The sequence below is a fragment of the Roseateles sp. genome (genome assembly GCF_047654805.1).
Lineage (GTDB): Bacteria > Pseudomonadota > Gammaproteobacteria > Burkholderiales > Burkholderiaceae_C > Pelomonas.
Window position 1 is genome coordinate 3,883,696 of the sequence record NZ_JASGIV010000001.1, and the last position, 19,559, is coordinate 3,903,254.

The window sequence follows — 19,559 nt, forward strand, 5'->3', positions numbered from 1 at the left end:
ATGCTCAGGCCGCCATGGTTCGCTGGGTGTACTGCTGGATCAGGCCGAGGAGATGGTCCTCGTCATAGGGTTTGCCGAGATAGTGGTCCACGCCGAGTTGGGCGGCGTAGTCGCGGTGCTTTTGCGCGATGCGCGATGTGATCATGATGACCGGCAGACCGGCCAGCCGCGAGTCGGCACGCATGTTGCGCACCAGGTCGAAACCGTCCATGCGGGGCATCTCGATGTCGGACAGCACCACTGCGGGCAGCTCGTCGCCGGCCAGCTTTTCCATCGCGTCCAGGCCGTCCTTGGCCAGCACGACGCGCAGGCCGACGCGCTCCAGGAAGCGCTGGGTCACGCGGCGCACAGTCAGCGAATCGTCGACAACCAGCACCAGCGGCGCCTGCTCCGCTTCCGCCACCGGCTCCGTCGGCAGCGGGGCCGACGACTGCACCAGCGCATGGGCTGCGACCAGGCGTGCTCTGGCCTCGACGCCGTACCAGTCGGCCAGCGCCACGACGTTGTAAATCAGTGCCACGTCGCCCGACGCCAGCAGGCTGATGCCCGCCAGACCCGGCACGCGATTGAGCTGCGCGCCGAGGTTCTTGACGACGACTTCCTGATTGCCGACGACCTCGTCCACATGCAAGGCCAGCGAAGCCTGGGCGCTATGCACGAGCACGATGTGGGCATGACGGCCATGGACATGGCCGCGGCCGGCATGGCCGAGCAGGCCACCCAGCCAGTAGAAGGGCATCTCGATTCCGCCATGTTGCAGCTTGCCGGTGGCGTAGGCCTGCTCGACCACCTCGACTGACACACGTTGCACGGAGGCCATCAGGGCCGCTGGCACAGCCACGACCTGGTCCGCACTCTTGAGCAGCACGATCTGCGTCAGCGCCGTCGTCAGCGGCAAGCGCAGCAGGAAACTGGTGCCCTGCCCGGCCGTAGACGTCGTCTCGATGCTGCCGCCCAGCGTGCCGACCTCCGCGCGCACGACATCCATACCGATGCCGCGCCCGCTCAGCTCCGTGACCTGGCTGGCCGTGGAGAAGCCCGGCGCGAAGATCATGCGCTGGAGCTGGGCGTCGTCGGGCTCCGCGTTGGAGGTGATGAGGCCCAGCTGCAGGCCGCGCTCGCGGATGCGGGACAGGTTGAGGCCGGCGCCGTCGTCGGAGAAGTTCAGCAGGACTTCGTTGCCATGCTGGCCGACCTCGATGCGCAGCGTGCCTACAGGATCCTTGCCGGCTGCCGCGCGAACCTCGGGCGTCTCGATGCCGTGAGCCACGCTGTTACGCAGCAGATGCTCGAAGGCACCCGCGGTACGTTCAAGCACCGAGCGGTCCAGCTCGGTCTGGCCGCCAACGATCTCCAACCTGACCTGCTTGCCGCTCTCGCGAGCAGCCTGGCGAACGACACGGTGCATGCGCTCGCCGATGGAGTCGAACTCGACCAGCCGGGTACGCAGCAAATCATCCTGCAGCTCGCGCGTCAGCCGCGACTGGGCGGCCAGCTCGTCTTCTCCGGTCTGCACGTTGCGGCCCAGCGCACGCTGCAGCGTAGCCACGTCGCCGACCGACTCGGCCAGCATGCGCGTCAGTTCCTGGAAGCGCGTGTAGCGGTCGAACTCCAGCGGGTCGAACTCGCGCCCCCCCTGTTGGGCCATCTCCTGCTGGATGTGCATCTGGGCCTCGGCCTGCAGTTCCAGCTCGCGCAGCTGTGCGCGCAGACGCTCCAGGTTGTCATCCAGGTCCAGCAGCGCGCCCTTCATCTGGGCCAGCTCGGACTCCATGCGCGCGCGGCGGATGCTGACCTCGCCGGCCTGTGTGGCCATACGCTCCAGCAGACTGCCGCGTACGCGCACTTGGGCCAAGCCGATGGCCAGGTTGTCGCTGCCAGGGGCAATCTCAGCGCTGTCGGCAAAGCGGCCCCAGTCGATCTCGCGAGCCTGCTCGGCAGGCCTGTCGGTCGTGGCGGGCTGGGCCGGCGGCGCTTCGACCGCCACCACGGGCCGGGCAACCGGAGCAGGCAGCGGTGGCGCGAGCGGGGTGGGCGCTGGCGGCGCCGCGGCAGCAACCGAGAGGCTGCGGCCCAGCTCCTCGAAGGCATGCTCCAGCGCGTCGCCCTCGTGCTGCAACGCCTGGACCTGAGCGTGGTCGGCATTGCCGCCCCGAAGCAAGGCCTCGATGGCCGACTCCAGGTGGTGGGCCTGCTCGCCCAGCCGCATGGCGCCTGCGAGGCGGGCACCGCCCTTGAAAGTGTGCAGCGCGCGCATGCAGGCGTCAGAGCGACCCAACTCGCCCGGATGGGCCAGCCAGTCGCGCAGCGCGCCGTGCAGCTGCTGCAGCAGGTCACGCCCCTCTTCCTCAAAGATCGGATAGAGCTCGGGCTCAATGTTGTCGGGCAGACCGGGCTCGGGCTCGGGCTCGGCAGGCGGTAGCAGACCGGGCTCGGGCTCGGGCTCCACGGCCAGCACCGGCTCGGGCGCGGCCTCGACGACCTCGGGAATTTCGATGGCCTCGGCCATCGGCATCTCGACGACGGCCTCGACGGGCAATCCGTCCAATTCGGCGGCGGCGGTAAGCGACTCCTCCTGCGGCTCGTAGGCGTGCAGGCGAGTGATGACCTCCGGATCATTGGGCTTCAGGAACCCGGCCGCGAACTGGTGCAACAGGCGACGGATGTCGTCGGCGGCGCGCACGAAGAGTTCGGCATCGACCTCCTCGTAGCGCACGGCGCGCTGCGCACGGCCCAGGGTGTGCTCAAGCTCCCGGGCAAGCGCGGACAGGTCCTCGTAGCCAACCGTTGCCGCATTGCCGGCCAACGCATGAGCCAGGGCCTCGCAACTGGGCGGCACCGGCTGGGCCAGCTCGGCCGCCCATTCGGCCAGGCCGACGGAAAGCTTGCGCGACAGCTCGTCGGCCTCGTTCAGGAAGATGTTGAAGAGGGCGATGCTGATGCGCAGCGGGCCGATCACCTTGAAGCCCTCGTCCGGGTCGGCCGGCTCAGGCTCCACTTCAATCGCCGCGGCCTCGTTGTCGACCACCAGCCGGGGCAGCGCCAGCGTCACTTCCTCGGGCCTGGGCGGGATCTCGGCTGGCGGATGATCCGGCAGCGCCACTGGTTCGGGATCGTCCAGATCAAGAATGACGCGGAAATTGGCCAGCGTCTGCTCTTCCTGTGGCTGCGTGGGCAACGGCAGCGGTTCGGTCGGCGCGTGGGTCGGGGCGGAAAGGTCCAGGGTGGGTTCGTCGGCAAACGGCTCCACCGTATCGAGGTCCAGCGTGACCTCAGGCACAGGAAGGCTGGCCTCGGTGCCAGGCACGTCCAGCTCGAGCACGAAGTCGGGCTCGGGCAGCGGAGCCTCCATCACCTCGACTGGCTCGGGCGCGGGCTCGACAGCCTCCGTCACTGGGGCCTCGGCAGGCCAGCCAAGCGGCATGGGCTGGCCCTGCAAGCGCAGGGAATCGGCGCTGCGTCGCAGCGGGTCCGGCAGGCTGTGGCCAGGCTCAGTACCGGCGATCTGCTGGCGCCAGTGGGCGAAATAGTCCAGCGCCTCGGTTGTGAAGCCGATCAGGGCCGCATCGGCCTGCGGGCTGGCCTCGGCGAGGCGGGCGTTGTAGAGCTGTTCACAGGCCCAGGCCCCTTCGCCGAAGTCGTTCAGGCCCACCATGCGGGCACTGCCCTTGAGCGTATGGAAGGCACGACGCACGATGGTGAGCTGGCCGTGGTCGCTCGGCTGCTGGTGCAGCTCTGCAAGCGCGGCACGTGCGTTGGCGATGACTTCGTCGGCCTCCTCCAGGAAGATCTCGCGCATCTCCGGGTCATCAGCGACGCTGGGGGCCGGCGCGGGTGCCTCGACCGCGGGCGCCGCCGCAGGCGCGGGCTCCGACAGGTCGACATCGGGCAGGCTGAGGTCCGGCAGGTCCAAGCTGCCGAAGTCGACATGCAGGGGTTGCGTCGCGTCCATGGCGGACGCGGGGTGAGCCGGCGTCTCGGCATCCAGATCGACGTGGAAGCCACTGGCTTCGAAATCGGGCAGCTCCACGGCCCCTTCTCGGCGGCCCATGACGGCATCCAGCCGGCCGGTGGTCTCGTCGAACTGGAACATGCGCTTTGCCAGTTGGGGCTGGACACTAAGCATGTCGATGAGGAAACCAAGAGCGCCGAGGTTGTTGGCCAGACGCTCGAAGACGTCGCGCGCGCCGGGACGGTTGAAGTCGACCTCGGTATTGGCCAGGCCGTCGATCTCGTCGCGCATGCGCACGGTGGCATGGGCAGCCTGATCCAGGCCCAGCACGCTGAGCACGCCACGCATGGCTTGCAGTTGGCCGGGTACGGGGATCAGCAACTCACGCTGGGTGGGACTGCGGAAGTACTCGTCGCACTGGCGCTCGATCTCCGACAGGCTGGCACGCAGCTCGTGGACGACGCTGCCCAGGGTCTGCCGGTCGGAGACCCGGCGATACAGGTCCTCCATCCAGTCCTCAAGCGGCTCGGCCGCCTGCCCATGGGCGACGGCCTCGACGCGGCGAGCCAGACGGCGCACGCGGTCAGCCTGCTCGGGCTGGTCGAAGGCGGCATCTTCCAGCGCAGCTTCCACGTACAGCAGGCTGGTGGCGACTTCCATCGCCAACGCTGGCGGCGGCGTGGTGCGCGAGCGCAGCGTTGCGACGACTGCGCGTTGCAGCGTCTGGGCCAGCACTTCGCCACTGGGGAAGAGGCGGGTCAGGGAGTCCGCCAGTGCGGCGAACTGCTCGTCCAGGCTGCTCAGCCGATGTTGATCGCCCTCAGCGGCGCTGGACCAGCTCTCCTTGGCCGCCAGCACTCGGCGCTTGGCCTGCGCGACCCAGGCTGGGTCGATACGGCCAAGGCTGGCGTCTTCGTAGTCGCCAGCCTGCTCGTCGCTCAGGCGATAGGCTTCATGGACGGCGGTCAGACGCGGCCCCGCGCCTTGGGTGATGCGGCATTGGGCGCAGAAGAACAGCAGGTCCTGGGCTAGCCGGTCACGCGCAGAGTCAGCCTGGTCGCCCTGGCCGATGACTCGCAGTTCGTGAAGCAGTTTGGACCCCAGGCGCTTGGTGTAGGCATCGCTACCCAGCAGCTTCAATGCCTGGCCCTCGAAGACGGCGGCGGCAAGCTGCCAAAGCGTGCGCGAGGTGCCCGCCGGCAACGCGGCGGCAAGGCCGGCACACAGGCTGGACAGATTGGCCGCATGCGCGGAACTGGGCTCACGCATGTGACGCAGCAGCGCAGCCTCGAAGGGCGCGCGCACGGCCTCGGGCGAGCGCGGCGACACGCCAGCTTCCTGTGGGATGCTGCGCCAGGCCCAGTCGAACTGCCAAAGGTCGGCCGGGTGGACGCGCTCTGCGCCGTTGATCTGCTGCAGGGCGCGATAGCCCGGGTAGAGGGCTAGCGACGAGGTCTTGTTCCCGGCCAGCAGCCGGGCGACATAGGCAAGCAGCGCGAAGTCGGCGCGTTCGATGGCGTCGACCGTGCTGGCCTCAACCTCCAGTGGCCGCTCGGCCAGCCGGGCAACGGCGGTCTCTGCAGCGCGCAGCACGGCCGCACCGGCCGGCAGGCCGACCAGGGACAGCACGCCGCTGACCTGATGCAGTTGCGCCGCCGCCTGCTGCAGCGGCGGGCTGGGCTGGGCATCGGCGCCGAGTGCGGCAAGACGACTGTCGCTGCCGTCGCGCACGAGGCGACGCAGGGTTTTGTGTACCGACTCCAGGGAGCGGCGCAGTTCCTCCTGCACCCAGGCCAGCGGGCTGAGGTCGGCCGGGAGTTCGGAGTCGCGCAGGGAGCTGTCCATGCGATGGGCTTTCTGCTCGGTGCGGTGTGCGGGGGCGCCGGTCAGGCGACCTTGAATCGGGACACTGACGTGCGCAGCGCCTCGGCCGAGCGGGAGAGCTCATGCACCATCTGGGCGGTAGAGCGCGTGCCCTCTGAGGTCTGTTCGGTCACGGCAAAGATGTGCTGGATGTTCGAAGCCACGTCGTTGGCGTGCGCAGCCTCCTGCTGGGCCTGCGAGGAGATGCGCACAATCAGTTGGTCCAGTTGGCGCGACACGCTGTCGATGTCTTCCAGCGCCTTGCCGGCCGCGTCGGACAGCTGCGTGCCCTCCACCACACCGCGTGTCGAGCGCTCCATAGCAGCCACGGCGTCGTGTGTGTCGGTCTGAATGGTCTTGACCAGCGCGGCGATCCGGCGTGTCGCGTCGCCGGAGCGTTCTGCCAAGCGCTGCACCTCTTCCGCCACCACCGAGAAGCCGCGGCCGGCTTCGCCAGCGGACGCGGCCTGGATGGCTGCGTTCAGGGCCAACACGTTGGTCTGCTCGGTAATGTCCGAGATCAGCTCCGTGATCTCGCCAATTTCCTGTGAAGACTCGCCAAGACGCTTGATGCGCTTGGAGGTCTCCTGAATGGAGTCGCGGATCGCGTTCATGCCTGCGATGTTGTTCTGCATCGCGGACAGGCCCTGCTCGGCGGCCTGACGGCTCTGGCGCGCCACCTCGGCGGTCGTTTGCGCCTGAGCGGAAACCTCGGTGATTCGATTCGCCATGCCCAGCACGGCCTCACCAGTCGCGCGAATCTCGTGCAGTTGCTCCTTGGAGGCTGCCAGCAGATCGGTAGAAGTCTGGTCCACCGCACCGGTCGTGTCTGTCACCCGGGCCGCAGTGGCCTGCACTTGGCCAACCAGAGTCCGCAACTCCTCCACCGTGTAGTTCACGGAGTCGGCGATTGCGCCGGTGATGTCTTCCGTCACCGTCGCCTGCTGCGTCAGGTCGCCCTCTGCGACGCTGGCCAGCTCGTTCATCAACCGCAGAATGGCCGCCTGGTTGGCGTCATTCACGCGCTTGGCCTCCTGCTCCTGAGCCTCGGCCTCGCGACGCTGTGCCTCGGCGAGCGCGGCGCGTTCGGACTGGTCGGCCACGAAGAGGCGCAGGAAACCACCCGCACCGACAACCAGAGCCAGCAGTGACAGTGCCAGCAGCAGACTCAAGCCCCAGCCGGCACCGCCGGACTTCTCCAATTCGCCGGCGACCTGCTCCAGGCCTTTGCGCAACGGTTCGGAGTCGTTCAGGATGGCCGTCTGCGCTTCGCGGGCGGACACAAGTCCTTGCAGGTTCCCCAGAATGGCGGAGGCCTGGGTACGGGTCTGCTCGTACTGCTTGAGCAGGGTCTGCAGGCGTTCCTTCAGTTGCGGATCGCGTGCGGCGTTCAGGCGCAGCTCGGGACTACCGCTGATCAGGGCCTCGGTAATGAGCTTGAAGGAGTTCAAGTCCTTGCCGAGCAGGAACACGGCTTCGGGGCTAACACCTTCCTGGGTCAGGAACTCGTTGGCGCTCTTGCCGATGCGCTGGGTCAGCATGACCAACTGCCCCACCGCCGAGACCTCTCCCGCGGACGAACCGATCTGCAACGCCTGGGACGACACCGCTTCGGCGCTCTCCAGCAGGTCGCTGGACTGGCGGTTGATGGCGCGCAGCGCCTGGCCCACCTGGGTCAGGATCTTTTCCTGAGCCTGCACGACCTTACCATTCTTCTCGGCGCGTTCGACCAGCGGTGTCAGCGACTCTAGCGTCGGCTGCACTGCGGCCGGCGCGATAGTCAGGTCGCCTTCGCCGGTGCGCAGGTTGTTGACGACACCGCTCAACGTGCTGACCGACTCGCGAAGCTCAGCGAAGGCTGTCGGGTTGCCGACCAGTGCCGCGGACACGGACTTGGCCATGCGCTGCGAATGCATCAGCGCCTGGCCGGAGGCGCGCACCTGGGCGGCGCTGCGGTTGGACGACACCAGCACCAGGCTGACGGAGACTGCGGTGCCGATGAAGCCCAGGGCCACGAGTGCAGTCAGCACTTGCTGGCGGTGGCGGCCGAAGAACTCGCCCAGCTTCCCGGCGCCGGGAGCAGCCGGGGGCGGCAGTTGGGTGGGGTCGGCCGCCTGCGTCGTCGGCGCGAAGCCCATCGTGTTGCTGGGAGGAAACTCGCTGATCGGGCCTGGCTCGGATGGCAGGGCCTGCGAAATGATCGATGGCATCTCCGCACGCGTGGGGATCTCGCCGCCGACGAGGGTGGAGTCGGGATTACGGCTGGCATCGAAGCCGGCGTTAGTGCGCGAATCGATGGTCGTGTCGGCACTTTCCGGCGGCGCCAGCGGCTGCTCATCGGCTTCGGACTTTCCCCTGAATTTGTCCAGCAGGCTCATCTCACCCTCGTCCTTCAGTGTTTGCGATGTCCGCGTTCACGCGCGGCTTGAAGCTTGGAAATGGAGCGCCCATCAAGCGACGATGTGCAAGAAGTTCTCCTGCCGCGACAACGCCTCGAGATCGATCTCTTGCCATTGGCGGCCGGCCTCGTCGCGACGCAGTGCGCCAGCGAAACGCGGCAGCGGCCCCGACGGCTGCTGGGCGGCCAGCGGCAATTGGTCGTCACTCCGCAGACCAGCCAAGCGGTCCACCAACAGCGCACAGTTCAGGTTCAGCTCGCTACCCAGCGACACCAGGCGACTCTGCGCCGGCACGGCACGGCCGGGCGCAGGATCACGCAGGCCGAGATACACAGCCAGGTCGACCACCGTAAACAGGCCGCCACGCAGATTCGCCACGCCGGCCAACCATGGCTTGGCATACGGCACGGGCTTGATGGGCACAGGCGCGAAGATCTCGCTGGCCTGCTTCAACGAAAACAGCAGGCCGACACCGGCACATTCCACCGCCAGCCAGTTCGCTATCAGCGTCTGCTCCCGCGCGGCCTGCATGCGCTCGGCCAGACGCTGCTGAAGCTCGCGGAGTGCCGTCTTGTTCGCCATGTTCAGCCGAGGGCCTTGATCTTGGCCAACAACTCTTCGGCCTTGACGGGCTTGACGACGTAGTCGCTGGCACCCTGGCGCATCCCCCAGACCTTGTCGGTCTCCTGACCCTTGCTCGTGCACATGATGACAGGCACGCCAGCGTAACGCTCGTCGCGCGTGATGGCGCGGGTCAGTTGGAAGCCGTTCTGGCCGGGCATGACGACATCCATCAGGATCAGGTCGGGCTTGCCTTCGGCCAGTCGCTTGAGCGCCTCTTCACCATTCTCGGCCGTACGCACGCTGAAGCCGCGTTTGGTCAGCATCTCCGACAGCACATGGAGTTCGGTCTTGGAATCGTCAACCAGCAGGATGTTGTGAATGCTCATGGCGGGTCTCTCTCGGTAGGCGCTTCTCAGGGCCGGTGCTGCAGCACAGCCTGAAGCAACTGATCCTTGGTGAAGGGCTTGGTCAGGTAGTCCTGCGAGCCCACCATACGGCCGCGGGCCTTGTCGAAGAGACCGTCTTTTGACGACAGCATGATCACCGGCACTCCCGAGAATTGCGGGTTGCGCTTGATGATGGCGCAGGTCTGGTAACCGTCCAGACGCGGCATCAGGATGTCGCAGAACACGAGATCGGGATGGAAGTCGCCCAGCTTGGCCAGCGCATCGAAGCCATCCTCGGCCAGGGCCACCTCGTGACCGCCCTGCTTCAGGAAGATCTCCGCACTGCGGCGGATGGTGTTGCTGTCGTCGATGACCAGGATGCGGGTGGGTCCCGCACCGGAAACTTGCTCGTTCAAACGTCGTCTCCTGGGAACTTCAGCTCGAGGCCAGGCCCGTTCGGCCGCCTGTGAGGCAGGGTCAGATGCGCACCATCTCGAAATCTTCCTTGCGCGCGCCGCAGTCCGGGCAGGTCCAGTTCATGTCGACATCGGCCCAAGCCGTGCCGGGCGCAATGCCATGCTCGGGATCGCCCGTGGCTTCGTCATAGATCCATCCACAGATCAGGCACATCCAGGTACTGGGTTCGCTCACGGTGCTTAGAGTTTGCTCACTACAATCAAATCATTCTAGCCAGGGCCCGAGAGCGCAATGCTGAGGGCAAACGCCTGTGCCCAGGGCCTCGGAAACGCCCTTTTAGCGGCAGACTCCACGCTTTGCGGCAGCTCCTCGGCCGCGCCCGCCATGACTTCCCCATGAGCCCAACACCCCATCCCGCCGACCCAGAGGTCGATGCCCCCCAAGACGAGCAGGAAAGCCCCCCGCCGGCTTGCGTGCTGAGCTTCAACGCCAGTGACGCCTCCGGCGCTGGCGGCCTGGCCGGCGACGTCGCCACCATCGCCGCCATGGGCGCCCACTGCCTGCCCGTGGTCACTGCGGTCGTGCTGCGCGACACCGCCGAGGTCTTCGAACACGAGAACCTCGACGCCGACACCGTCGCCGAACAGGCTCGCCACATCCTGGAGGACGTACCAATCACCGCCTGGAAGGTCGGCTTCCTCGGCAACGCCGAAGCGGTCAGTGCCGTGGCCGAGGTGCTCAGCGACTACCCGGACGTTCCGCTGGTAACCTATCTGCCCTCAGTCGCCTGGATCGACGAGGACGAGCAGCAGAGCTACCTGGACGCACTGCGCGAGCTGGTGCTGCCGCAGACGGCCGTGCTGGTGGGCAACCACAAGACCATGACCGACTTCCTGCTGCCCGACTGGGACAGCGAGCGCAGCCCCTCAGCGCGCGAGTTGGCCGTAGCCGCCGCGCAGGCCGGCGCCCAGCATGTGCTGGTGACCGGCGTGCAACTGCCCAACCAGTACGTGGACAATGTGCTGGCGAACGCGCAAGGGCCCATCACCGGCGAGAAGTTCGAGCGCTTCGAGACCGCCTTCGTCGGTGCCGGCGACACATTGTCGGCAGCGCTGGCAGCGCTGTTGTCGGTGGGCGCCGAGCTGCACTCGGCCGTCAGCGAGGCACTTTCCTTCCTCGACCAGTCGCTGGATGCGGGCTTTCGCCCCGGCATGGGCAACGTCATCCCCGACCGCTTCTTCTGGGCCCTACCAGCGGCGGACGAGGAAGGCGGCGAGCCGCCCGACTTCGAGCCCGACCCCGAACCCGAGCAGCCGCCCAAGACGCCGCGGCGCATGCACTGATCTCCAAATTCCCTTCCCATGGCCAGCAATTCCGAGCTCTTCGAGCGCGCCGCCCGCGTCATCCCCGGCGGTGTGAACTCTCCCGTGCGCGCCTTCCGCGCCGTCGGCGGCACGCCGCGCTTCATCGCCCGAGGCGAGGGCGCCTACATCGTCGATGCCGAAGGCAAGCGTTACATCGACTACATCGGCTCCTGGGGCCCCATGATCCTGGGCCACGGTCACCCGGCCGTGCTGGAGGCCGTGCAGAAGGCCGCTACAGAGGGCTTCTCCTTCGGCGCGCCGACCGAGCGCGAGATCGAGCTGGCCGAAGAGATCCTGAAACTGGTGCCCAGCATGGACCAGGTGCGCCTGGTTAGTTCCGGCACCGAAGCGACCATGAGCGCCATCAGGCTGGCACGCGGCGCCACCGGTCGACACAAGTTCATCAAGTTCGAGGGCTGCTACCACGGTCACACCGACGCGCTGCTTGTGAAGGCCGGCTCGGGCCTGGCCACTTTCGGCCACCCCACCAGCGCAGGCGTCACGCCCGGCTCGGCGGCGGACACACTGGTCCTTGAGTACAACAACGTCGAACAGTTGGAGGCTGCGTTCGCCGAAGCTGGCCACGAACTGGCTTGCGTCATCATCGAGCCCATCGCTGGCAATATGAATTTCGTGCGCGCCTCGGTGCCTTTCATGACCGCGCTACGCCGCCTGTGCACGCAGCATGGCGCTCTGCTTGTGCTGGACGAAGTCATGACGGGCTTCCGCGTCGGCCTGGGCTCGGCGCAGGCTCACTACGCCGGACTGATCCCAGGCTTCGCGCCCGACATCTCGACTTTCGGCAAGGTCATCGGCGGCGGCATGCCGTTGGCAGCCTTCGGCGCCAAGCGCGAGGTCATGCAACACCTGGCGCCGCTGGGCGGTGTCTACCAGGCCGGCACCCTGTCGGGCAATCCGGTGGCCACGGCCTGCGGCCTGGCAACGCTGCGCGAGATCCAGAAGCCCGGCTTCTTCGAGGCACTGTCAGCCAGCACGCGCCAGCTCGTCGATGGCCTGAAGTCCGTCGCCGCCGAGAACGGCGTGCCCTTCAGCGCTGACTGCGAGGGTGGCATGTTTGGCTTCTTCCTTCTGCCGGAGCTGCCGCAAAACTACACGACGGTCATGACGACGGACAAGGAGCGCTTCAACAGCTTCTTCCACGCGATGCTGGATGCCGGCATCTATCTTGCTCCGGCCTTGTACGAGGCAGGATTTGTGTCGGCAGCCCACACTCAGGCCGACATCCACGCCACCCTCGCGGCCGCGCGCACCGCCTTGCGCTGAACCAGAGGCGCTCCTTCGGGAGCGATCCCGACATGCACCTCCACATCCTCGGAATCTGCGGCACCTTCATGGGCGGCTTGGCGGCACTTGCGCGCGAGGCCGGCCACCGCGTGACCGGTTGCGACGCCAACGTCTACCCGCCCATGAGCACGCAGCTCGAGGCGCTAGGCATCGAGCTCATTACCGGCTTCGGCGCGGAGCAGCTTGAGCTCAAGCCGGACGTCTTCGTCATCGGCAACGTCGTCACGCGCGGCGAGCGCTTCCCGCTGATGGAAGCCATCCTCGACGCCGGCCTGCCCTACACCTCCGGCCCGCAATGGTTGGCCGAGCATGTGCTGCAGGGTCGCCATGTGCTTGCGGTGGCCGGCACGCATGGCAAGACGACCACGACATCGATGCTCGCGTGGATCCTGGAGCACGCGGGCCTAATGCCCGGCTTCCTGGTAGGCGGCGTGCCGCAGAACTTCGGCGTGTCGGCGCGCCTCGGCAAGGGTTCGCCCTTCGTCATCGAAGCCGACGAGTACGACACCGCCTTCTTCGACAAGCGCAGCAAGTTCGTGCACTACCGCCCACGCACGGCCATCCTGAACAACCTCGAGCACGACCACGCCGATATCTTCCCGGACCTGGCTGCCATCGAGACACAGTTCCACCACCTTGTGCGTACCGTGCCGGCCAGCGGCCGGTTGGTCGTCAACGCCCGCGAGGAGGCGTTGCAGCGCGTCATTGCGCGCGGCTGCTGGAGCGAGGTGCAGCGCTTCGGCGCCAAGAAGGAAGAGGCCGGCATGCTGCGCGCCCGCGGCGAGCCGCAGTCCTTCGACGTGCTGCGCGGCGGCCTGAAGGTCGCCCGCGTCGAGTGGAGCTTGATCGGCGAGCACAACCAGCTCAACGCGCTAGCGGCCATCGCGGCGGCCGAGCATGTGAGCGTGACGCCCGAGCAGTCCGCCGCCGCGTTGGCCGACTTCCAGAACGTGCGCCGCCGCATGGAACTGCGCGGCGAGGTGGGCGGCGTGAGGGTCTACGACGACTTCGCCCACCACCCGACGGCCATTCGCACCACCATCAACGGGCTGCGTCGCCGCATCGCGCCGGCCGAGCGTATCCTGGCCATCTTCGAGCCGCGCTCCAACACGATGAAACTAGGCACCATGAAGGCGCAGTTGCCCTGGGCCCTGGAAGAGGCCGATCTGGCCTTCTGCAACCAGCAGGGGCTGAGCTGGGACGCAAAGGAGGCGCTAGGCCCCATGGGTGCGCAGGCCTTCGTCGGAGTGGATGTCGATGCGCTAGTGGCCGCCGTCGTCAAGGCCGCAAAGCCTGGCGACCATCTCCTGTGCATGAGCAACGGCGGCTTTGGCGGCATTCACGACAAGCTCTTGAAAGGCTTGGCTGCCCGAGCCTGACGGTCGCGGCCGGCGAGCCGCGGTCAGCCCTTCCCGTACAACACCATCTGCGTGCACCGGAACAGGGCCATCGTCTTGCCGGTCTCTCGATGCGTCACCACCGCATCCCAGACCTGCGTGGTGCGTCCGCCGTGCACCAGCCGCGCCGCACAATCCACCGTGCCGTCACGCGCGGTCCCAAGGAAGTTGGACTTCAACTCCACGGTCGTAAAACCCACGGCGCCCGTCGGCAGATGGGCCATGCAGCCATAGCCGGCACAGCTATCTGCCAACGTGACAACGCTGCCGGCATGCAGGAAACCGTTGGGCGCCATCAGCTGCTGCGTCACCGGCATCTCACCCTGCACCTCGCCGCCCGCATTGCGGGTGACGACGATCCCGAGGTGGTCGGGGAGATAGGGTGAGGGTGCGGGCACGCTGCTCATGGGGCTTCCTTGATCACAAGCCCGCATGCTAGCGAGCATGAAAAAGGCCGACTCAGCGGCCGGCCTTGGGGCTGAAACGGTAGCGTTCAGCTGCGCGTCAGAGATGCCTTCAGCATCGAGTTCAGCATGTCCTGCATCTCGACCACATGGGCCCTGGTCTCGACCGACAGCCCCGGCTTGGCCGCGGCCGCGCGCAGGTCGTTGGCCAGCAGGTTGGCGTGCCAGCGTGCCATCGAGAACGCGTCGGCATAGACGGTCGCACCGTTGGTCGAGCGATTCAGTTGGGCCTGCAAGCGCTTCAGATACTCACGCTGCAGGCTACGGCGCATGCGGTCAATCTCGGCGCCGGTCTTGAGCTCGCTGAAGATCGCACCCTGCAGTGCACCGTAGACCTCGCTGAGCGACACCGCGCCCTTGCGCTGGGCCTCGGGCAGGTAAGCGCCCTGCTCGATAAGGCGGCGAGCCGTGTTGGCAGACATCAGCCGGTCCAGCACGCGCCCCTGCACTGCAGCGACGGCGTCAGGAATGGACAGCGGCAGGCCACGGTCCCACTCGTTGTAGTCCAGCGTCTGCGTGACCAGGAACTCGGGCTTGAACTTGAACGAGTCGCTGGACAACAGGCCGCTGGCGATGAAGCGCAGGGCCTCACGCTGCTGCGCGTTCTCCACCGGCTTGAAGGCCGGGCCGCTGGTGACGCCCGGCACCACGCGCTCGGCATACATGCCGCCGACGTACTTGCTGACGTTGTTGGCCGTCATGCCCATCTGGCGGAAGGACTCGGCGATGGAGCGACGGTTGCGCAACGGGTCGTCACCCACGGCGGCCGGACGCGACTGCACGCGTTCCCACAGCTCCTGGCTGAGCTTGAGGCGCTTCTTGGCATAGGCCAGCGGATCGTCGCCGAGGTCGCGCTGGTTGCTGCGCGGGTCGAAGCCGTCATAGGGGCCACCAACGCCCTGGTCGAAGTCGTCGCCGTAGGCCAGCAGCGGCTCGGTCGAGCGGGCCGCAATACGGGCGAGCTCGGCAGCTTCCTGTTCGGCCGGGATGGGCTTGTAGGCGTACTCGATCGCCCAGTAGTCGTAGGCACCCAGCGTCGTGTTGGTGACGGTGGTCTTGGCCTCGCCCTTGAGCGGCAGGTTGTAGGCGTTGTAGTCCATCACCGAGTTGGAAATGCCGTGGGCGTCGGTGAAGGCCTTGTCCTTCAGCTGGGCTTGAGTGACCGTCGTGGACGACTTGAAGTTGTGCTTGAGGCCCAGCGTATGGCCCACCTCGTGCATGACCACGTCCTTGATGACGGCTTGGGCCAGCGCCTCGGCCTCTGGGCCATCCATGTCCAGGCCGTCGCGCAAGGCCAGCAGATCCAGCGCGAAGCCGAACTCATGGGCCTGGTCGGCCATGTAGCTGCATTGCTGCTCGGTCAGATGCACGCTGCGCTCGCCCATCCAACTGGTGGTGGGCTGCAGGCCGCCGGGCAGCACGTCGTCGGCAGCCAGGCGACGCGAGCCACGGCCGAAGACGTCGCTCATGCCGATATCAGCGTCCAGGATTTCACCGGTGCGCGGATCCTTGTTGCTCGGGCCGATGGCGAAGCCCACGTCGGCGCCGGTGAACCAGCGCACAGACGCGTGCGTCGAGTCCATGTTGTCCCAGTCGGCGTCATCGGGCTGTTGCTTGGCCACGACCGCACCCTTGAAACCGATCTTCTCGAAGGCCTTGTTCCATTCCTCGATGCCGGCCTTGACCGACTCGCGGTACTTAGCAGGGATGTTCTTGTCCATCCAGTAGACGATGGGCTGCACCGGCTCGGACAGGGCAGCGCTCGGGTCCTTCTTCTCCAGGCGCCAGCGCGCGATCATGTGCACGCGCGGGTTGGCCTTGATGTCGTCGCCAAGGTTGCTGTAGCTCTCCATGAAGTGCCCCAGCCGCGGGTCGGCGTGGCGGATCGCGGCGGGCGTTTCCGGCAGCGCACGGAAGTTGTAGACGAAGCTGAAGAACATCGAGCGCGGATCCGGCGTGGCCTGCGGCGGCGTCGGCATCGGCACGGGCGTGGGCACCAGCGAGGGTGCCGGGATACGCGGCGTGGCGAAGTGCACGCGTGAGGTCAGGGTCGAGATCTGGGCGTCGGCACGCGTTGCCTCGATGTAGGAGTTGGCGCGGTCGGGCGCGTAGGGCAGGCGGTAGGCAGCCTCCAGGCGCGTGGAGTAGCCGGGGATATCACCCAGCAGCAGACCGCTGGCATCAACCAGCACCGACTTGCGGTCCGGGTGCTCAGCGCTGGCCACCGGAGTGCCGGCGATCAGGCTAGGCGAGAAGGCCTGCTCGAGCGCCAGCTTGCTGGCGGCGTTGTCGGAGCGGAACTTGGTGTTCAGCGCAATCAGCTGCACCTGATTGCCGACACGGCGCCACTCGGCCAACTCATCACCGAGCATCTGGCTGGCGTACAGGCCACGTTCGCCGATCGAGTTGGCGACGTTGACGCTGAACAGGAAGGGCTTGTTGAAGGCTTCCTTTGGGATCTCGATCCAGACCTTCTCGTCCTTGCGCCATATCGGGAACAGGCCGGGCTGCTCCTTGGCGCCCTTGATGACATCGGCAAATGGCTTGGGGGCGGCTGCGGCAGCGGCGGCAGCGGCGGCAGCAGCGGGGGGCGCGGAAGCGGCGCCGTTGGGCGGGGTCTGGGCTTGAGCGGCCGCGGCGAGCGCGAACAGGATGGCGGTGGCCAGGGCGGTGCGGGGCGTCGGAATCATGGGTAACGGGTCCGAGGAAAGGAAAAGGCAGGGACTGTGGCGGGCGGCGACACTCGCGTCAATTCAAATCCACCCCCGTCGCGGGGGGCACAAAGCTCGGCTCAAAACTTCCGTCATGGAACTCACACATCTGCTCTATTTGCACGGCTTTCGCTCGTCGCCGGCCTCGGCCAAGGCACGCCGCATGGCGGCCTGGGCCGCCGGGCAGCCGGACCTGGTCTTCGCCTGCCCGCAGTTACCACCTTCCCCGCTGGCCGCCATGGACCTTGTGGCAGACATCGTCGCAGGCTGGCCGGCTCAGGGCGCCGCCGTCATCGGCAGCTCGCTGGGCGGCTTCTACGCCACGTCGCTGGCCGAGCAGCGCGCCCGTCGCGGCTGGCGCGTAGTGGTGCTGAACCCGGCCATAGACCCGGCGCGAGACCTGTCGCGCCACATCGGCACGCTGACCGCCTGGCACGACCCCGCACTGCAGTTCGACTTCACGGAACAGCACGTGGCCGAGCTCGCCGGCCTGTCGCCGCCGATGCGACTGACGAACCCGGCGCGCTATTACGCCCTGATCGCCAAGGGCGACGAACTGCTGGACTGGCGCGAGATGCTGGCACGCTACTCCGGCTGCGACGGCGAAGTACTCGAGGGCGGCGACCATGCCCTGACGGACTTCGAGGACCACCTGGCGGGCATCGTCGGGCACTTGCTGGCGTAAGGGACAATCGCCCGCCTATGTTTGTGCTGTTTGATGACGCCGGGAAATTCCTCGCCGGCCGGGTGATGTCCGAGGCCGACGCCTCGCTGCAGGTGGAACTGGACTCGGGCAAGCGGGTCAAGGTGAAGTCCGCCAACGCGCTGCTGAAGTTCGAGCAGCCAGCGCCAGCCATGTTGCTGGCCGAGGCCCGCAAGCTGGCCGACGAGATCGACCTCGATCTCGCCTGGGAATTCGCGCCCGAGGGCGAGTTCGGCTTCGCCGACCTTGCACGGGACTACTTCTCGGCATCAGCCGGCGTCGTGCAGCAGGCCGCTGCCCTCTTTCGCCTCTTCGATGCGCCGCACTATTTCCGCCGCGCGGGCAAAGGCCAGTTCAAGAAGGCGCCCGAGGAGACAGTCAAGGCTGCATTGCTGGGCATCGAGCGCAAGCGCCAGCAGCAGTTGCAGATCGAGGCATGGGCCGAGGAGTTGGCGAAGGGCGCCTGCCCCCAGCCAATTCAGGACCAGATCTACAAGATCCTCTTCAAGCCCGACAAGAACGGCCCCGAGTACAAAGCCGTCGTCGAGGCCAGCAAGCGTTCGCACAAGGCGCCGCTGGACCTGCTGCAGGCAGCCGGCGCCATCACCAGCGCGTACCAGTTCCACTGGAAGCGCTTCCTGTTCGAGAACTTCCCAAAAGGCACAGGCTTCCCGGCCCTTGCCCCGCCCGAGATCAAGGAAGCGCTGCCTCTCGCGCCCGTGCGCGCCTTTTCCGTCGACGACTCGCAGACCACGGAGATCGACGATGCCCTCTCCGTGCAGGGCCTGGGCACCGGCACCGTGATCTTCGGCGTACACATCGCGGCGCCGGGCCTGGCCATCACGCCGGACTCGGCCGTAGACAAGGTGGCACGCGAGCGCCTGTCCACTGTCTACATGCCGGGCTGGAAGATCACAATGCTGCCCGATGACGTCGTGCAGGCCTACACGCTGATCGAAGGTCGCGACTGTCCGGCGGTATCAATCTACTTCACGCTGGACGAGGCGACATTCGAGGTCAAGTCGCGCGAAACCAAACTGGAGCGCGTGCCTATCGCCGCCAACCTGCGTCACGACAAGCTGGACGGCATCGTCACCGATGCCACGCTGTCCGGTGAGGCGTCAGCCGACTACGCCTTCGCGCCCGAGCTGGCCTTTGCCTGGCGTCTGGCCAAGCATTTGAAGGCACAGCGCGAAGTTGTGCGCGGCAAGCCCGAGAACTTCAACCGCCCGGACTACAACTTCCGCCTCGCCGGCGAGCGCATTGAAGCACCTGACGGCAGCGAGTCCATCGAAATCGGCGTGCGCGCCCGCGGCAGTTCGCTGGACCTCATCGTGGCCGAGGCCATGATCATGGCCAACTCCGCCTGGGGCGGCTGGCTGGCCGAGCTGGGCTTGCCCGGCATTTACCGCAGCCAGGCCAGCCTGGCGCCGGGCATCAAGGTACGCATGGGCGTCAAGGCTCTGCCGCATGCAGGCATGGGCGTGGCGCAGTACACCTGGGCCACGTCGCCGCTGCGCCGCTACGTGGACCTAGTGAACCAGTGGCAGATCATTGCCTGCGCCCGCCATGGCAAGACGGCAGCGCTGGCCGCGCCCTTCAAGCCCAAGGATGCGCAGCTGTTCTCTATCATCTCGGGTTTCGAGTCCGCCTACGCAGCCTACAACGGTTTCCAGAACGGCATCGAGCGCTTCTGGACGCTGCGCTGGCTGCAGCAGAACGGCGTCACCGAACTCACTGCCGCCGTCATGAAGGAAGGTCTGGTGCGCGCCGACGAACTGCCGCTGGTCTTCAAGGCCCTGGGCTGCGAGAGCCTGCCGCGCGGCAGCCACGTGAAGGTCCGCATCACCGGCCTCGACGAGATGACGCTGGACGTGCACGCGACACTGATCGAACGCCTGGACGAAGCCGCGGCGGCCGAGGAACCAGACAGCGACGAGGACGAACTCGAAGCCGCTGCGGCCCCTATCGCGCTGGCCATCGACCTGAACGACGGTGCCGGCGAGGCCGAGCCGGCCGCCCCCCTGGGCTGAG

General features: G+C 67.0%; 13 protein-coding genes. 5 read left to right on the forward strand and 8 right to left on the reverse strand.

The window, feature by feature from the left end:
• Positions 1 to 4: 4 nt before the first annotated feature.
• The 6 genes from QM732_RS17700 to QM732_RS17725 all read right to left on the reverse strand — a co-directional run bounded on the left by QM732_RS17700 (position 5) and on the right by QM732_RS17725 (position 9,794).
• Positions 5 to 5,797: an Hpt domain-containing protein gene (locus tag QM732_RS17700; protein ID WP_415657416.1), complete on the reverse strand. Its 5,793-nt coding sequence runs from the start codon at positions 5,795 to 5,797 to the stop codon at positions 5 to 7.
• Between the two features lie 41 nt (positions 5,798 to 5,838).
• Positions 5,839 to 8,193: a methyl-accepting chemotaxis protein gene (locus QM732_RS17705; protein WP_415657417.1), complete on the reverse strand. Its 2,355-nt coding sequence runs from the start codon at positions 8,191 to 8,193 to the stop codon at positions 5,839 to 5,841.
• A gap of 72 nt (positions 8,194 to 8,265) precedes the next feature.
• Complete coding sequence (locus QM732_RS17710) at positions 8,266 to 8,796, reverse strand: chemotaxis protein CheW (protein WP_415657418.1); 531 nt, start codon at positions 8,794 to 8,796, stop codon at positions 8,266 to 8,268.
• 2 nt (positions 8,797 to 8,798) lie between these two features.
• Positions 8,799 to 9,164, reverse strand: a complete 366-nt coding sequence (locus QM732_RS17715; protein ID WP_415657419.1) for a response regulator — start codon at positions 9,162 to 9,164, stop codon at positions 8,799 to 8,801.
• Positions 9,165 to 9,190: 26 nt separating this feature from the next.
• Positions 9,191 to 9,580 carry a response regulator gene (locus QM732_RS17720; RefSeq protein ID WP_293501545.1) on the reverse strand — a complete coding sequence of 130 codons (390 nt, stop codon included), beginning with the start codon at positions 9,578 to 9,580 and terminating at the stop codon, positions 9,191 to 9,193.
• 61 nt (positions 9,581 to 9,641) lie between these two features.
• The gene (locus tag QM732_RS17725) at positions 9,642 to 9,794 is read right to left on the reverse strand and encodes a rubredoxin (protein ID WP_119043521.1); all 153 of its coding nucleotides are present in this window, start codon (positions 9,792 to 9,794) and stop codon (positions 9,642 to 9,644) included.
• A gap of 182 nt (positions 9,795 to 9,976) precedes the next feature.
• Here QM732_RS17725 and thiD point away from each other — a divergent pair, with 182 nt between their 5' ends.
• Genes thiD through mpl form a run of 3 tightly spaced genes read left to right on the forward strand, consistent with a single transcriptional unit; the run spans position 9,977 to position 13,629 of the window.
• Positions 9,977 to 10,924: a bifunctional hydroxymethylpyrimidine kinase/phosphomethylpyrimidine kinase gene (thiD, locus tag QM732_RS17730; protein WP_415657420.1), complete on the forward strand. Its 948-nt coding sequence runs from the start codon at positions 9,977 to 9,979 to the stop codon at positions 10,922 to 10,924.
• A gap of 18 nt (positions 10,925 to 10,942) precedes the next feature.
• Positions 10,943 to 12,229, forward strand: a complete 1,287-nt coding sequence (gene hemL, locus QM732_RS17735) for a glutamate-1-semialdehyde 2,1-aminomutase (protein ID WP_415657421.1) — start codon at positions 10,943 to 10,945, stop codon at positions 12,227 to 12,229.
• A 32-nt stretch (positions 12,230 to 12,261) separates the two neighbouring features.
• Positions 12,262 to 13,629 carry a UDP-N-acetylmuramate:L-alanyl-gamma-D-glutamyl-meso-diaminopimelate ligase gene (gene mpl, locus QM732_RS17740; RefSeq protein ID WP_415657422.1) on the forward strand — a complete coding sequence of 456 codons (1,368 nt, stop codon included), beginning with the start codon at positions 12,262 to 12,264 and terminating at the stop codon, positions 13,627 to 13,629.
• Positions 13,630 to 13,652: 23 nt separating this feature from the next.
• Here the strand turns inward: mpl and QM732_RS17745 are convergent, their stop codons facing one another.
• On the reverse strand, positions 13,653 to 14,054 hold the full coding sequence (locus QM732_RS17745; protein ID WP_415657423.1) for a PaaI family thioesterase: 402 nt from the start codon (positions 14,052 to 14,054) through the stop codon (positions 13,653 to 13,655).
• 86 nt (positions 14,055 to 14,140) lie between these two features.
• Entirely contained in the window at positions 14,141 to 16,801 is a 2,661-nt protein-coding gene (locus QM732_RS17750) for a zinc-dependent metalloprotease (protein WP_415657424.1), read from the reverse strand.
• A 115-nt stretch (positions 16,802 to 16,916) separates the two neighbouring features.
• On the opposite strand from QM732_RS17750, the gene QM732_RS17755 reads away from it, so the two are divergent.
• Both QM732_RS17755 and QM732_RS17760 read left to right on the forward strand, forming a co-directional pair.
• Positions 16,917 to 17,507 carry a YqiA/YcfP family alpha/beta fold hydrolase gene (locus QM732_RS17755; protein WP_415657425.1) on the forward strand — a complete coding sequence of 197 codons (591 nt, stop codon included), beginning with the start codon at positions 16,917 to 16,919 and terminating at the stop codon, positions 17,505 to 17,507.
• A gap of 17 nt (positions 17,508 to 17,524) precedes the next feature.
• The gene (locus tag QM732_RS17760) at positions 17,525 to 19,558 is read left to right on the forward strand and encodes a ribonuclease catalytic domain-containing protein (RefSeq protein WP_415657426.1); all 2,034 of its coding nucleotides are present in this window, start codon (positions 17,525 to 17,527) and stop codon (positions 19,556 to 19,558) included.
• Position 19,559: the final 1 nt, after the last annotated feature.

What these genes read in the sequence shown, in the direction of transcription:
- QM732_RS17700 (WP_415657416.1), bottom strand. Translation starts at nt 5,797, where the DNA reads ATGGACAGCTCCCTGCGCGACTCCGAACTCCCGGCCGACCTCAGCCCG.
- QM732_RS17705 (WP_415657417.1), bottom strand. Translation starts at nt 8,193, where the DNA reads ATGAGCCTGCTGGACAAATTCAGGGGAAAGTCCGAAGCCGATGAGCAG.
- QM732_RS17710 (WP_415657418.1), bottom strand. Translation starts at nt 8,796, where the DNA reads ATGGCGAACAAGACGGCACTCCGCGAGCTTCAGCAGCGTCTGGCCGAG.
- QM732_RS17715 (WP_415657419.1), bottom strand. Translation starts at nt 9,164, where the DNA reads ATGAGCATTCACAACATCCTGCTGGTTGACGATTCCAAGACCGAACTC.
- QM732_RS17725 (WP_119043521.1), bottom strand. Translation starts at nt 9,794, where the DNA reads ATGTGCCTGATCTGTGGATGGATCTATGACGAAGCCACGGGCGATCCC.
- thiD (WP_415657420.1), top strand. Translation starts at nt 9,977, where the DNA reads ATGAGCCCAACACCCCATCCCGCCGACCCAGAGGTCGATGCCCCCCAA.
- hemL (WP_415657421.1), top strand. Translation starts at nt 10,943, where the DNA reads ATGGCCAGCAATTCCGAGCTCTTCGAGCGCGCCGCCCGCGTCATCCCC.
- mpl (WP_415657422.1), top strand. Translation starts at nt 12,262, where the DNA reads ATGCACCTCCACATCCTCGGAATCTGCGGCACCTTCATGGGCGGCTTG.
- QM732_RS17745 (WP_415657423.1), bottom strand. Translation starts at nt 14,054, where the DNA reads ATGAGCAGCGTGCCCGCACCCTCACCCTATCTCCCCGACCACCTCGGG.
- QM732_RS17750 (WP_415657424.1), bottom strand. Translation starts at nt 16,801, where the DNA reads ATGATTCCGACGCCCCGCACCGCCCTGGCCACCGCCATCCTGTTCGCG.
- QM732_RS17755 (WP_415657425.1), top strand. Translation starts at nt 16,917, where the DNA reads ATGGAACTCACACATCTGCTCTATTTGCACGGCTTTCGCTCGTCGCCG.
- QM732_RS17760 (WP_415657426.1), top strand. Translation starts at nt 17,525, where the DNA reads ATGTTTGTGCTGTTTGATGACGCCGGGAAATTCCTCGCCGGCCGGGTG.